Origin of the sequence: Amycolatopsis sp. WGS_07 (assembly GCF_045278895.1) — a bacterium.
GTDB lineage: Bacteria > Actinomycetota > Actinomycetes > Mycobacteriales > Pseudonocardiaceae > Amycolatopsis.
Genome location: NZ_CP136053.1, coordinates 8,419,236 through 8,432,099, shown reverse-complemented (window position 1 = coordinate 8,432,099; position 12,864 = coordinate 8,419,236). Strand labels below are relative to the sequence as shown.

10 protein-coding genes and 1 pseudogene are annotated in these 12,864 nt (G+C 69.7%); 4 read left to right on the top strand and 7 right to left on the bottom strand.

Annotated elements, in window-relative coordinates; genetic code table 11:
• Positions 1 to 1,169 (bottom strand): annotated as a pseudogene (locus tag RPX00_RS39635) (hypothetical protein).
• Positions 1,170 to 1,256: 87 nt separating this feature from the next.
• On the opposite strand from RPX00_RS39635, the gene RPX00_RS39630 reads away from it, so the two are divergent.
• Entirely contained in the window at positions 1,257 to 2,144 is an 888-nt protein-coding gene (locus RPX00_RS39630; protein WP_406633317.1) for a helix-turn-helix domain-containing protein, read from the top strand.
• Positions 2,145 to 2,199: 55 nt separating this feature from the next.
• Here the strand turns inward: RPX00_RS39630 and RPX00_RS39625 are convergent, their stop codons facing one another.
• A complete protein-coding gene (locus tag RPX00_RS39625) occupies positions 2,200 to 2,673 on the bottom strand; it encodes a nuclear transport factor 2 family protein (protein ID WP_406633315.1) in 474 nt (157 codons plus the stop codon).
• 82 nt (positions 2,674 to 2,755) lie between these two features.
• On the opposite strand from RPX00_RS39625, the gene cysD reads away from it, so the two are divergent.
• Positions 2,756 to 3,673, top strand: coding sequence for a sulfate adenylyltransferase subunit CysD (gene cysD / locus RPX00_RS39620; RefSeq protein ID WP_406633313.1), 918 nt, complete (start codon positions 2,756 to 2,758; stop codon positions 3,671 to 3,673).
• Positions 3,673 to 5,511: an adenylyl-sulfate kinase gene (cysC, locus tag RPX00_RS39615; protein WP_406633311.1), complete on the top strand. Its 1,839-nt coding sequence runs from the start codon at positions 3,673 to 3,675 to the stop codon at positions 5,509 to 5,511. The genes cysD and cysC overlap by 1 nt, the downstream gene beginning before the upstream one ends.
• 25 nt (positions 5,512 to 5,536) lie before the next feature.
• On the opposite strand, the gene RPX00_RS39610 is transcribed toward cysC, so the two are convergent.
• The 3 genes from RPX00_RS39610 to RPX00_RS39600 form a co-directional block, all read right to left on the bottom strand.
• Positions 5,537 to 6,238, bottom strand: coding sequence for a type 1 glutamine amidotransferase domain-containing protein (locus tag RPX00_RS39610; protein WP_406633310.1), 702 nt, complete (start codon positions 6,236 to 6,238; stop codon positions 5,537 to 5,539).
• Positions 6,235 to 7,161 (bottom strand): acetoacetate decarboxylase family protein, encoded by a 927-nt coding sequence (locus tag RPX00_RS39605; protein ID WP_406633308.1) that lies wholly within the window; start codon positions 7,159 to 7,161, stop codon positions 6,235 to 6,237. The genes RPX00_RS39610 and RPX00_RS39605 overlap by 4 nt, the downstream gene beginning before the upstream one ends.
• A gap of 80 nt (positions 7,162 to 7,241) precedes the next feature.
• Positions 7,242 to 7,823 carry a TetR/AcrR family transcriptional regulator gene (locus tag RPX00_RS39600; RefSeq protein ID WP_406633306.1) on the bottom strand — a complete coding sequence of 194 codons (582 nt, stop codon included), beginning with the start codon at positions 7,821 to 7,823 and terminating at the stop codon, positions 7,242 to 7,244.
• A gap of 63 nt (positions 7,824 to 7,886) precedes the next feature.
• On the opposite strand from RPX00_RS39600, the gene RPX00_RS39595 reads away from it, so the two are divergent.
• The gene (locus tag RPX00_RS39595; RefSeq protein ID WP_406633304.1) at positions 7,887 to 9,164 is read left to right on the top strand and encodes an NADH:flavin oxidoreductase/NADH oxidase family protein; all 1,278 of its coding nucleotides are present in this window, start codon (positions 7,887 to 7,889) and stop codon (positions 9,162 to 9,164) included.
• Here the strand turns inward: RPX00_RS39595 and RPX00_RS39590 are convergent.
• Both RPX00_RS39590 and RPX00_RS39585 read right to left on the bottom strand, forming a co-directional pair.
• The gene (locus tag RPX00_RS39590) at positions 9,136 to 10,767 is read right to left on the bottom strand and encodes an ABC transporter substrate-binding protein (RefSeq protein ID WP_406633303.1); all 1,632 of its coding nucleotides are present in this window, start codon (positions 10,765 to 10,767) and stop codon (positions 9,136 to 9,138) included. The two genes, RPX00_RS39595 and RPX00_RS39590, sit on opposite strands and share 29 nt — an antisense overlap.
• A gap of 25 nt (positions 10,768 to 10,792) precedes the next feature.
• Entirely contained in the window at positions 10,793 to 12,856 is a 2,064-nt protein-coding gene (locus RPX00_RS39585) for a hypothetical protein (RefSeq protein ID WP_406633301.1), read from the bottom strand.
• Positions 12,857 to 12,864: the final 8 nt, after the last annotated feature.

Genomic DNA, 12,864 nt, shown 5'->3' with positions numbered 1-12,864 from the left:
TCAGCCCAGCATCCTGGCCGCCACCGCGGCCTGTCGAGCGGCGATCCGCTGTGCCCATTCCTCGGGGGTCACGCGGGCCTCGGAGTGGTAGGGCAGCCGGTCGGCGAGGTCGCCGAACTGCACGACCTCGACCTCCGGACCGTCCTTTTCGGTCAGTTCGCGGGAAAGCCGCTGCCACCGGATCTGGACGTAGCCGCGGTCGTGCCCGGTGCGTTCGAGCCAGTTCGCGACGCCGGGATCGCGTTCGCTGATCACGAACCGCATCTTGCCGTCCGGGTCGACGCGCGCCTGGTCGGCGGTGAGGCTGGTCTGGTGGTTCTCGTAGTCCAGCGAGACGTACCAGGGGCTGCCGAGCTGGATGCCTTGGTACGGCGCGTCGGAGCGGGGCACGGTGACGATCATGACCTCGTCGTCGGCGAGTTCGTAGTGCCCGGCCGAGGAGTACTGGGTGGGCAGGCCGCCGGGCGTGCTGCGCGGTTCGGTCATCGTGTTCACCGGCAGGTTCAGGTAGAACCACTTCGGGAAGGCGAGGAACGTCCGGATCCGGCTGAGCAGGATCTTTCCGGTGACGCCGTACCGTTTCTCCATCGCGGTGCGCGAGAGCGCGGGGGAGCCTGGCCGGTGGTGTCGGCGCAGCGGAGCTGGATCGTGCCGCGCCGTTCGGTCGCCCAGTCGCTGTAGACCTCGCGCACGACCAGCATCGACGAACCCGGGCCGAGCACGAAATAACCCGGTTCGGGATCGGGTTTCGCCGGCCCGAAGCGGATTTCGAACGTGCCGTCGGCGGCGACCGGGATGTCGCGGTCGTCGAACGCGGTCATGCTGTCGGGCACCTCGACCGGGGTGTAGTCCCCGTTGAGGATCTGGAAGCTGAGGTCGGCGGTGGTGCCGCGGGTTCCGGTGACGACGTACTCGCGGTCCTCGCGGATGTTCGCGTTGAAGTACAGCGTGTCCGGGTTGTCCAGGCCCATTTTCGTGTACGGGCCGGTGGAGAGGGTGAAGTACGGGAAGTCCCGGTCGTAGGCCCAGGCCGTCTGGACCGAGGCGCGGATGCTGCCCGCGAGGTAGTCGTAGCCCTCGATCAGGTCCTGTTCGGTCTTGATGTGCGACGCCTCGGCGATGATCTTTTCGGCTTCGGCGATCGCGCCGGCGAGCGGTTCGGTCAGCACCGGAGACTCCTCACGCTGGTCCAACTCTGTACCGGGGTGGTACGTTCGGTGTCGGTTGACACTAGAACGCGTTCTAAGGACGGGTCAATGGCGGTTGCTCGGCGCTCCCCGCCGACCGAACGGGTCGTGCGGCTGCTGGACTACTTCACGGCCCGGCCGGGCCGGCGCTTCGGGCTTTCCGCGCTGGCGCGGGAACTGGGCCTGAGCAAGCCGACCTGCCTCGGCATCCTGACCGAGCTGACCGCGAGCGGCTACGTCGTGCGCGATCCCCGGTCGACGACCTACCGCCTCGGCCCGGCGATGATCGCGGCCGGCCGCGCGGCCGGGGAAGGGTTCGGGGCCAGCGAAATCGCCCGCACGCACCTGGAGGAACTCAGCGCGCGGTACCAGGCGACCTGCACTGCCTCAGCGGTGGTCGACGGGCGCATCCTGATGCTGCAGAGCGCCGGGCCGGGCAAGGTGCGGCTCGGCGAAACGTATCCGTTCGCGCCGCCGGTCGGGCTAATGTACGTGCTGTGGGACGCGGAATCCGCCTTCGACGCCTGGCTGGCCACCCCGCCCGCAGTGCCGGTGCGGCTGGACGAGGCGTACCTGCGGCGAGTGGTCGCCGAATGCCGGGAACACGGCTATCTGGTCGAAAGCCTGACGTCGGCGGGCCGTCGGCTCTATACGCTGATGGCGGGCGTCGCGGCCGGCGATCTGCCGCCCGAGGTGCGCGGGCTGGTCGGCGAACTGGTGTCGAGCCTGGGGGAGCGGGTGTACCTCGGCGCGGACCTCGAGCCGCGGAAGAAGCACGCGGTGAGCCTGCTGGCGGCGCCGACTTTCGACGCGTCGGGGCGGCAGGAGCTGGTGCTGACGTTGTCCGTCGGCGAGCCGATCACGGGGGCGGAGATCGCGCGCCGGGGAGCGGCTTTGGCGGCGGTCGCGGACGCGGTGACCGCCGAAACCGGCGGGATCCGTCCGAACTGGGCGTGAAGGACTCCTTGCGGGACCTAGATTCCCCCAAGGAGTCCTTCACGGACCGCCGCGGTCAAGCGGGCTGGCCCCACATGTTCGCGGTCAGCTTCCAGCCCGGCTGGTCCTTCAGCGTGACCAGCGTTTCGTACAGCCGTTCGTACCCGGTGCCGCTGATCCGCCACACCCCGTTCTCGCGCCGGTAGGTGTCCTCGTAGTACGCCGCGCCCTCGATCACCACCCGGTGCTCGGCGACGATCACCTTGTCCTGGAACATCCACCGGCCGGTCGCGGTGTCGCCGTCGATCTCGATCTCCGGGTGCCCGGCGAAGTGCATCGTCGTGATCCCGGGGCCGACGGTGGTGCGCAGGAATTCCATGAGCGCGTCGCGGCCGTCGAAGTTCAGCGGTTCGCCGTAGGAGGGCGTGCCGTAGTGCACGCGGGCGTCCTCGGTGAGGGTCTCGGCCATCTCGTCCCACAGCTTCAGGTCGAGGCACCGGAGGTAGCGGAATTTCACGCGGCGGATTTCTTCGAGTGCGACCAGGTCCATGCGCCCAGCGTCCTCCGGCGCTTGACCCAGCGCAAGAACCTGTTCTACTTTTCTGGTCTCGAACCCCGGAAGGGCGGATCCGATGGCGACCCCGGCACCCCCTGCCTACGAACTGAGCCACCTCGGCGCGCTCGAAGCCGAAGCCGTGCACGTCTTCCGCGAGGTGGCGGCGACCTTCGAGCGGCCGGTGCTGCTGTTCTCCGGCGGGAAAGACTCGATGGTGATGCTGCACGTCGCGGCGAAGGCGTTTTGGCCGGCGCCGCTGCCGTTCCCGGTGATGCACGTCGACACCGGGCACAATTTCGACGAGGTCATCCGATTCCGGGACGAAACCGTGGCGCGGTACGGATTGCGGCTCGTGGTGGCGAGCGTCCAGGACGACATCGACGCGGGCCGGAGCGTCGAGGACCCGAAGGCGGGCCGGAACCGGCTTCAGACGGCCACTTTGCTGCGCGGCATCCGCGAGAACGGCTTCGACGCCGTGTTCGGCGGTGCGCGCCGCGACGAGGAGAAAGCCCGGGCCAAGGAACGCGTATTCAGCTTCCGCGACGAATTCGGGCAATGGGATCCCCGCCGGCAGCGTCCGGAATTGTGGAATCTCTACAACGGCAGGCATCGCAAGGGCGAGCACATCCGGGTGTTCCCGTTGTCGAATTGGACCGAACTGGACATCTGGCAGTACGTGGAAGCGGAGGACGTGACGCTGCCGTCGCTGTACTACGCGCACCAGCGGCCGGTCGTCCAGCGGGACGGGATGCTGCTCGCGGAGACCCGGTTCCTCACCGTCGCCGAGGGCGAAGTTCCTTATCCGGCAACGGTTCGCTTCCGCACGATCGGAGACGCGACCTGCACCGGGTGCGTCGAATCGACCGCCTCGACGCCGGCGGAAGTGGTGGCCGAGGTCGCCGCCACCCGGGTCACCGAACGCGGCGCGACGCGGGCGGACGACCGGATTTCCGAGGCCGGAATGGAAGACCGCAAGAAGGAAGGCTACTTCTGATGAGCGCCGGGGACCGGGTCACGACGGTGCGGCTCGCCACCGCGGGCAGCGTGGACGACGGCAAATCGACCCTGATCGGCCGGTTGCTGTTCGATTCGAAGACAGTCTTCACCGACCAGCTCGAAGCGATCGAACGCACCAGCCAGGCCAGGGGCGACGCGTACCCGGACCTCGCCCTGCTCACCGACGGCCTGCGCGCGGAACGCGAACAGGGCATCACGATCGACGTCGCGCACCGGTATTTCGCCACGCCCAAACGGAAGTTCATCATCGCCGACACTCCGGGACACGTGCAGTACACCCGGAACATGGTCACCGGAGCGTCCACTTCGGACGTCGCGCTGATACTGGTCGACGCGCGCAAGGGCGTGCTCGAACAGTCGCGCCGGCACGCGTTCCTCGCCAGCCTGCTCGGCATCCGCCACCTGGTGGTGTGCGTGAACAAAATGGACCTCGTCGGCTGGTCGCAGGAGCGGTTCGAGGAAATCCGCGAGGACTTCAGCCGGTTCGCGATGAAATTGCGCACCCCGGATCTGACCTTCGTGCCGATGTCCGCGCTGCACGGCGACAACGTGGTGCACCGCGGAGCGAGCATGCCGTGGTACGAGGGAACTTCGCTATTGCACCACCTGGAACAGGTGCACGTCGCTTCGGATCGCAACCTGGTCGACGCGCGTTTCCCGGTGCAGTACGTGATCCGCGAGCACAGCCGCGATTTCCGGGGATACGCCGGAACGGTGGCCGGCGGCGTGTTCAAGCCCGGTGACGAGGTGACCGTGCTGCCCTCCGGCTTCACCACGACTGTACGGGCCATCTGGGGCCCCGGCGGGACCGCAGTGACCGAGGCGTTCGCCTCGCTGGCCGTCACGATCGAGCTGGCCGACGAGCTGGACCTCAGCCGCGGCGACCTGATCTGCCGTCCGGGCAACCGGCCGCACGTCGGCCAGGACGTCGACGCCATGGTGTGCTGGTTCTCCGAACAGGCCGCGCTCGCCCCGGGCGCGAACTACCTCGTCCGGCACACCACCCGCGAGACCAAGGCCGAGGTCCGCGCGCTCGACTACCGGCTGGACGTCACCACCCTGCACCGCGACGAGACCGCGGAGTCGTTGTCGCTCAACGAGATCGGCCGGATCCGGCTGCGGACGCGGCAGCCGCTGCTGTTCGACCCGTACTTGCGCAACCGGCCGACCGGCGGGTTCCTGCTGGTCGACGAACACTCCGGCGACACCGTCGGGGCGGGCATGATCACCGGCCCGAGCACGACCGCGCCGAACGTGGTCTGGCATCCGGCGGCGGTGTCGAGGGACGAACGCGCGACCCGCGGCCGCACCGTCTGGCTCACCGGGCTGTCCGCCTCGGGCAAGTCGAGCGTGGCGGTGGAACTGGAGCGCAGGCTGGTCGCGTCGGGCCGCCCCGCCTACCTGCTGGACGGCGACAACCTCCGGCACGGCCTCAACGGCGACCTCGGGTTCGCTCCGGCGGACCGCGCGGAGAACATCCGCCGCGTCGCGGAGGTCGCCAAGCTGTTCGCCGACGCCGGGGTGGTGGCGGTGGTGTCGTTGATCAGCCCGTACCAGGCCGATCGGGAACTCGCCCGGCAAGTGCACGAAACCGCGGGTCTGCCGTTCACGGAGGTTTTCGTCGACACCTCGCTGGAGGTGTGCGAGGACCGCGATCCGAAGGGCATGTACGCCAAGGCCCGGTCGGGCGAGATCACCGGCTTCACCGGGGTGGACGCGCCGTACGAACGGCCGGTGTCGCCGGATGTGGTGCTGCGGCCGGAAAACGGCGACCCGGGATCGATGGCCGCGCTGATTCTCGCCGCCCTGGAGTGACGGTTCGTCAACGCAAGGCGCGCCGTCAATCGCGCGAGGCGTCGGCGATGATCCGCCGCGCGAGCGTCGCCGAGGAACCGGGGTTCTGCCCGGTGTACAGCGCGCGGTCCACGACCACATGCGACTTCAGCGGCAACCCGGCGGTGTAGTCCGCGCCCGCCTCCTTGAGCCGGTCTTCCAAGAGCCACTTGGCTTTCCACGCGAACGGGTTGAACCGCTCCTCGACGTTGGAGAGCCCGGTCATCCGGTAGCCCGCGAACGGCCAGCTGCCGTCGGGGTTCTTCGCCGCCAGCGCCGCCGCGGGCGCGTGGCACAGCAGCGCGAGCGGACGGCCCGAGGCGAGCCGTTCGGTCAGCAGCGCGCCGGAAACCGGGTCGACGGCGAGGTCTTCCATCGGGCCGTGACCGCCGGAGTAGAAGACGACGTCGAACTCGCAGGGGTCCATTTCGGACAGGTCGGCCGGGTGCGCGAGCACGGGGGAGAGGCGGTCGAGGTCGGCCTTGAGTTTCTTGGCGGTGCGCGGGAGAACGCCGCCTTTGACGCCGAGGCTGAGGTTGTCCACGATTGGCTGTTTGCCGCCGGGCGTGGCGACGGTGACGTCCCAGCCCGCTTCGGTGAACAGTGTGTAGGGGACGACGAACTCCTCGGCCCAGAACCCGGTCGGATGCTCCGTGCCGTCCTTCAGCGTCCAGACCCGGGCAGCCGACAGCACCTGCAACACCTTCATCGCGAACCTCCTTGCGGCGCAACCGAATACGGGACCGGCAGGTGGAGGGCGAGCTGGCCTTCGGCGAGCACGTCGAACCGGACCGGCCGGGTGGGCTTGAGCGAGCGCAGGTCGTCGCTCATCCGTCCTTGGCCGAGCCGCAGGTCGACGTCGCGCGGGAAGGAAGCGCTGCCGGAGGAGAGAGCGTTGGTCTGGCTCAGCGTCGAGTGCCACGCGCCGTTGATCTGCGTGTACGAGGTGAGCGCCGAGACGCGTTGGCCGCTGGGATGCCTGGTCTGCGCGGGCGTGGCGGCGGACAGCGCCAGGTCGGTCTCACCGGCGTCGTTGGCGACCCGCGCGGCGGTGTGGCTGGCGTCGATCTCGACGTCGAGTTCGGTGACCCACTTGGGAAAACCGTAGCCGTCGTGGCCGCGGACCTGGGCGATGTCGGTGTTGACCGGGAGCGACAGCACGTAGGTGTCGAGGTGGTCGTTCTTCAGCGCGGCGACCAGGTCCACGAACCCGAGCTTCCCGTGCCGCGCGGGCCGGACCGCGACGCCGACCGCGGCCTCGGTGTAGAAGTCGATGTCGCAGACGTCGTAGCGGAAGAACATGACCGACACCAGGCCGAGGCCGGGCGCGACCTCCAGCGGGGCCAGCTCCCGGGGCAGCCGGGCGCGGATCGCGCGGGTGCGGGCGAGCATGGTGAGGCGGGCCGAGGACATGCGGTAGTAGAAGTTCGGCGTCAGCGTCGGGCCGATCAGCGAGTCGGCCCTCGTCTTGGGCAGCGCGCGGAAGAACTCGACGCCGCTGACGCGCGGATCGCGGGCGACCTCGTCGAGGTCGGTGTCCATCCGGTAGCGGTCGTACAGGCCGCCCTCGGGCACGGTGACGAGGCGGCCGCCGAGGTCGACCTCCACCTTCCCGGTCGTCGTCGCTGCCATGGGGGTGCTCCGATCGCGTGATGTGTGCAGTGCTTACATCACGGTAAGCGCGGATGTGAGCACTGTCAACACCGAGCCGGTCACTCCTTCGGGCGGGCGGCGAAAACCGCCGTGAACGACGCGCGGACCTGGTTCGCGACGTCCTTGGCGGAGGCGCTGGCGAGCTTGCCGTCGAGGTGCAGGCTGGCCAGCCCGTGCACCAATCCCCAGCCGGCGGTGGTGAGGGCGGCGAGGTCGGCGTCGGGGAACACGGTGGCGACGGCGTGCGCGAGCACCTCGTGCACCTCGGCTGCGGCGCGGACCCGGTCGTCGTTCGTGTCGTCGCAGGCGCTGCCGAACATGAGCCGGAACAGTGCCGGGCGGCGCAGCGCGAAGTCGACGTACGCGACGCCCAGTTCGGCGAGTTCGGCCACGGTTGTCGGCAGGGCGTCATCCTTCGCCAGGTCGGCCTTCAGGTCTCGCAGGCCTTGAGCGGCAAGGGCGGATTCCAGTGCGTCGCGGTCGGCGAAATGCCGGTATGGCGCAGTGGGGGAGACGCCCGCTTTCCGGGCGACGGCCCGCAGGGAGAACTGCTCGCCCTGCTCGAGCATCTGCATCGCGGCCGTCAGCAGGGCGGCCCTGAGGTCGCCGTGGTGGTAGCCGTCCTTCGCCGATGTTGACATCGCTTACATTGCCTCCTACTCTCATGTGAGCACTGCAAACATACCGCACGGATCGAAGGAATCATGAAGAACTCGCCCCTGTTCGCGCCGTTCGCGCCCGCTCGCGGCCCGGCGCTGGCCAACCGGCTCGTCAAGGCGGCCATGGAGGAGAACATGGCCGGCCGCGGGCAGGTGCCCGACGAGCGGATCCGCCGCCTGTACCGCCGCTGGAGCGAAGGCGGGGCCGGGCTGCTCGTCACCGGCAACGTGATGGTGCACGCGGAGGCGATGACCGGTCCGGCGGGCATCGTCCTGGACCGGTTCTCGCCGCTGGAGCCGTTCCGCGCGTGGGCGGCCGACGCGAAGAGCGGCGGGGCGCGGGTGTGGATGCAGATCAACCACCCCGGCCGCCAGGTGATGGCGAACCTGCCCGGCGTCGCGTGGGGTCCGTCGGCGATCAAGGTGGACGTCGGCAAGCAAAGCAAGCGGCTCGCCCAGCCGACCGAGATGACCGCCGAGCAGATCGAGCAGACCGTGGCCCGGTTCGCCGAAACCGCGCGCCGCGCCGAGGAAGCCGGTTTCGACGGGGTCGAGATCCACGCGGCCCATGGGTACCTGCTGTCGCAGTTCCTTTCGCCGCTGGTCAACCAGCGGGAAGATCAGTGGGGCGGCAGTTTGGAGAACCGCGCCCGGCTGCTGCTTGAGATCGTGCGAGCCGTGCGCGACGCGGTGTCGCCGTCGTTCTCGGTCGCGGTGAAACTGAATTCGGCCGACTTCCAGCGTGGCGGATTCGACGCTGACGACGCCCGGCGTGTGATCGAAATGCTGGCCCCGCTCGGCGTCGATGTCGTCGAACTGTCCGGCGGGAGCTACGAAAGCCCGGCCATGTCCGGCCGCTCCGCCGACGAGCGCACGGTGGCGAGGGAGGCGTACTTCCTGACCCTGGCCGAGGAACTCGCCCGGACGAGCCCGCTGCCGCTGATGCTGACCGGCGGCATCGTCCGGCGCTCGGTCGCGGAACAGGTCCTGGCCGGCGGGATCGACCTGGTCGGCATGGGCACCGCACTCGCGATGGACCCGGAGCTGCCGGACAAGTGGCGGCGTGGCGAGGATGCTGCGGTGGAAGTGGAACCGGTGGCGATCAAGGACAAGGCACTGGCGTCGGCGGCGGGGATGGCCCGGGTGCGTCGTCAGCTGCGCCGGATCGGGGCGGGGCGTTCGCCGAGGTTGCGGACGAATGCCAAGCTGGCGTTGGCGATGGAGACGGTTCAGCAGCGGCGCGCGTTGCGCGGTTATCGCGGGTGGTTGAAGGACCGCGGCACCACGCCGGAGGTCAGCAGGGCGGTTTCGCCGCAGTCGTGACCGCCTTGTTCCACACCGTCGCGGTGGATCCGTCGGCCCGGATCTCCACGACCGGGAACGGTTTCTCCACCGGATTGCCGTGCTGGGCCGGGTCCGGGCTGAACTGGATGGTCCCGCTCGCGCCCGGGATGGCGCTCTGGCACCGCATTTGCTGGATGATGCCGATCTGCGACATCGGCGTTTGCACGACCGTGTCGGCTTGGCCGTTGATGGCGGCGCGGCGGGCGGCGGTGACGGCGACCATCACGGCGTCGTGGGTGAGGATGCCTTCCCCGCTGCCCAGGTCGGCGACGGAGAACGACAGCGGTGCGGCGCCGTCGTCCGCGCGGACGGGCTGGCCGCTGCACACGCCGGGCTGGCCGGTGAAGACTGCCTGGAAAGTGTTGTAGGCGGCCTGTTCCGCGGAGCCGTCGCACGGTCCCCATTCGTCGGGGCTGGCCAGCGACGTGAACAAGACCCGGACGTGGCCGCCGCGGACGGCGTCGCGGAGGTTGGCCTCGTTGATGCCGGCCCCGCCGTCGTCTCCGGTCACGACGGTCAGTTTTCCGTTCGCGCAAGGGGTATTGCCCTGTGTCCACGATTGCACGAACGGGCCGAGATCGGTGCCGCGGCCGGTGAAGTAGACGACCGTCGGCGCGACGGAGCAGAGGTTCTGGTTCAGGTAGGCGAATTGGGTGAGCAGCGGGTCCTTGCGGGAGCGGCCGGAGGGCAGCGCGTCCGGCGAGGTGAACGGGAACCGGTGCGCGGCGGGCATCTCCTTGACGGCCGTCGCGCCGAGGGTCTGGGTGTAGTCGTCGCCGGGGATGCTGTCCTGCACGATCGCGACCCGCGACATGTCCGGTTCGATGCTCTTGATGTACTGCGCGGCGGTCAGCACGGAGTGGCTGTTGGTGGGCGAAGTGCGGAAGAATCCGGTGTTGAGCTTGCCGTCGGGGGTGAGGTTCATCGTGTCGCCGGTGACCGTCGCGCCGATCACCGGCAGCTGGGCCTGGCCGGTCAGCTTCGCCGCCGCCGCGCGGGTGCTGTCGAAGCTCTGGCCGAGCCCGAGGACCGAGACGACGTGGTGGTCGGCCGCGTGCTCGGCGATCCGGTCCGCCGCCTCGGACCAGCTCGCGTACTGGCTGCCCATGTTGGCCAGGAACAGTTTCACCTTCGGCTGGCCGCCCTGGAACGCGGCGGTGTGGTTGGCCCGCCACACCCCGGCGAGCGCGCCCTCGATGTCCGGGTAGAGGTCGGTGTAGGTCCGGGTGTCCACGCCCTCGTCCGGCGACATGTCCTGGAACAGCACCACCGAGACGTAATTGTCGGTGATCGCGTCGTTGTTCGCCCGGACCGCGGCTTCCAGCGCCCGCATCCGGTCCGGTTCGTCCGCCCGGAACGGCGCGCTGTCGAGGTTGATGCCGACGCACGCGTCGTGGGCGTCGGCGGACATGCCCGCCCCGCAGCGGGCGAACAGCGCCGGAACGAGGACGCCCGCGGCGACGACGGCGATCACCAGCAGCGTGGCGAGGCCGCTGGCCAGTACCGGATGCCGCAGCACCCAGTTGACCAGGCGCGGGAAGCGGTGGGTGAACCAGTGCGGGGTCCGGCGAAGGAAGGTCATCACGCTCCTGTCGGGAAGAAGTGGTTCACTGGTCGCCGAACCGCGCGGCGGCGTCGGTGAGGGCATCGGTGTCCACATGGGACGAATCGTTGTTGGCCAGCCGCGTGAAGTTCTTGCGGATCCGCTGGTCCCGCAACGGGTTCGGCACGGTGTGGGCGTCGTGGCAGAGCCAGAGCAGGGCCGTGATGCTGGCGATCGCGGCGGTGGCCGATTCGCGCCCGGGCTGGGCGTCGGGCGCGAGCCGCGCGGCGATCGCGTCGGTCGGTTCCACGGCGGGCCACCGGCACGGCGCCGCCGTGACCTGGTCCAGCAGCCGGACCCAGTCCGGATGCTCGGCCGAGGCGAACTCCCGCACCAGTTCGGCGACCACCTGCTCGAACTTGTCGCAGGCGAGGTCGTAGTACAGCCGGCGGGCCAGGTCCGCCTCGCCGCTCGGCTTGGCGCAGGTGTCGGCCATCCGGCTGAACACCTCGGCCCAGGTCAGCGTCACCGGATTCCGGTCGGTGGCGGCGCTTTGCGCGTGCAGGCCCGCCATCAGCGAGGCGAGCAGCCACGGGTGCAGGACCGCCGGATGCTCCTCCTGGGGAGAGGCGACCGGCCACAGCTGTGAGGGACGGGCGGCGAAAGTGCTGATCCACAGGTTCTCGCGCAACGCGCTCAGAATGGCCTTCGCGTCGGGGAAGACGACCGGATTCAGATCGGCCGCCGCGTGCCCGGGCTGGCGGAGCCGGACCGCCACGGCGACCGCCTGCGGGACGACGGTCCGCAGCGAATCCGCCCGCAGCGACTTCGGCAGGAAGTGCGCCAGCGCGCGTTCCCAGAGTGCGATTCCGTTGGGCGGCTGGAACAACAGCAACGACTGCGGATGCAGTTGCGCGTCCGACGGCAGTTCCCCGACCCGCCGGGCGATCTCCTGCGCGGCCGCCGGCAGCCCGCCCGACAGCGTGCGGACGAACGCGTCGAAGTCGGCGGGCTCCCAGCCGTCCGGCGTGGTGGGGGCGAGTTCGCGGAACACGGCGGGGTCCGGCGGATCGAGCCAGACCGGATACCAGGCCCGGGTCGGGGTGGGTCCCGCGTCGGCGGTGGCGGCGACGTGCTGGGTCCACTGCTTGAAATCGGCTTGGGACAGCAGCGGGACCGGCCGTCGTTTCGGGCTGTCCGCCTTCGTCCGCCACGGTTCCCGCCACCAGGTTCCCCACGCGGACGACCAGCGGTCCATCGCCGCGACGACCAGCAGCGGATCGCGCTCGGGCAACCGTTTCTGCCGTGCGCGGACCAGTGCGGAGAGGAATTCGCGGCCGGCGGGGGTCGCGTCCACATTGTCGACCAGCAGCGCCCACGCGTGCTCGTGCGGGCCTTCCTGCCGGTTCGGCGGCAGGCACTGGCAGCGCCGCACCGGCGTCGTCCACTGGTCGGCGCTCAGGGAAAGATCGGTGAGGAACGCGTTCATCAGGTGGGGGAGCGGATCGGCGGTGCGCTGGCTCAATTCGATGAGCGAGTCGATCGTGCCCGCTCCGGCCAGCAGGCCGCTGAACCACTTGAGCGCCTGCCGCACGCTTCGCCGCCGCCGGTTGGCGAGCCGCAGCAGCGCGCTGATCCCGCTGCTCACCACGACTTGCACGGCGGGCCCAGGGACTTGCGCTCCGATGCCGGATAGCGCCAGTGCGAACTGGGCCGCGGCGCCGGCCACGTCCGCGACCCGCTCGTCGTCGCGGTGCAGATAGCTTTCGATCAGCTTGAGCACGTGCGCGCGGGCTGATTCCCGGTCCTGCGGCAGGGTTTCGTTCAACGCCAGCAAGGAAAGCCCGACGCGGTGGAACGTCGGATCGCGCGGCAGGTTGTCCCAATGCCGGGTCAGCATGAACGCGACGCAGGCGACTGCGGGGATCGGGTCGGCGACCTTCGCGTCCCGGAAATCCAGCCTGGCGTGGACCAGCGTGCCGCCGCAGGCGCCGGCGATCGCGGTGAGCGCGGTGCTTTTGCCGGAGCCCTTCGGACCGAGCAGCGCGACCACCGGCTCCGGTACCGTCGTTCCTTCCACCGGACGCCAGAATGCTTGCCGGACAAACAGTTCTGCGGCGGTGATCACGGGCGGTT

What these genes read in the sequence shown, in the direction of transcription:
- RPX00_RS39625 (WP_406633315.1), bottom strand. Translation starts at nt 2,673, where the DNA reads ATGGACCTGGTCGCACTCGAAGAAATCCGCCGCGTGAAATTCCGCTAC.
- RPX00_RS39595 (WP_406633304.1), top strand. Translation starts at nt 7,887, where the DNA reads ATGAAGAACTCGCCCCTGTTCGCGCCGTTCGCGCCCGCTCGCGGCCCG.
- RPX00_RS39610 (WP_406633310.1), bottom strand. Translation starts at nt 6,238, where the DNA reads ATGAAGGTGTTGCAGGTGCTGTCGGCTGCCCGGGTCTGGACGCTGAAG.
- RPX00_RS39590 (WP_406633303.1), bottom strand. Translation starts at nt 10,767, where the DNA reads ATGACCTTCCTTCGCCGGACCCCGCACTGGTTCACCCACCGCTTCCCG.
- RPX00_RS39600 (WP_406633306.1), bottom strand. Translation starts at nt 7,823, where the DNA reads ATGTCAACATCGGCGAAGGACGGCTACCACCACGGCGACCTCAGGGCC.
- cysD (WP_406633313.1), top strand. Translation starts at nt 2,756, where the DNA reads ATGGCGACCCCGGCACCCCCTGCCTACGAACTGAGCCACCTCGGCGCG.
- RPX00_RS39605 (WP_406633308.1), bottom strand. Translation starts at nt 7,161, where the DNA reads ATGGCAGCGACGACGACCGGGAAGGTGGAGGTCGACCTCGGCGGCCGC.
- cysC (WP_406633311.1), top strand. Translation starts at nt 3,673, where the DNA reads ATGAGCGCCGGGGACCGGGTCACGACGGTGCGGCTCGCCACCGCGGGC.
- RPX00_RS39630 (WP_406633317.1), top strand. Translation starts at nt 1,257, where the DNA reads ATGGCGGTTGCTCGGCGCTCCCCGCCGACCGAACGGGTCGTGCGGCTG.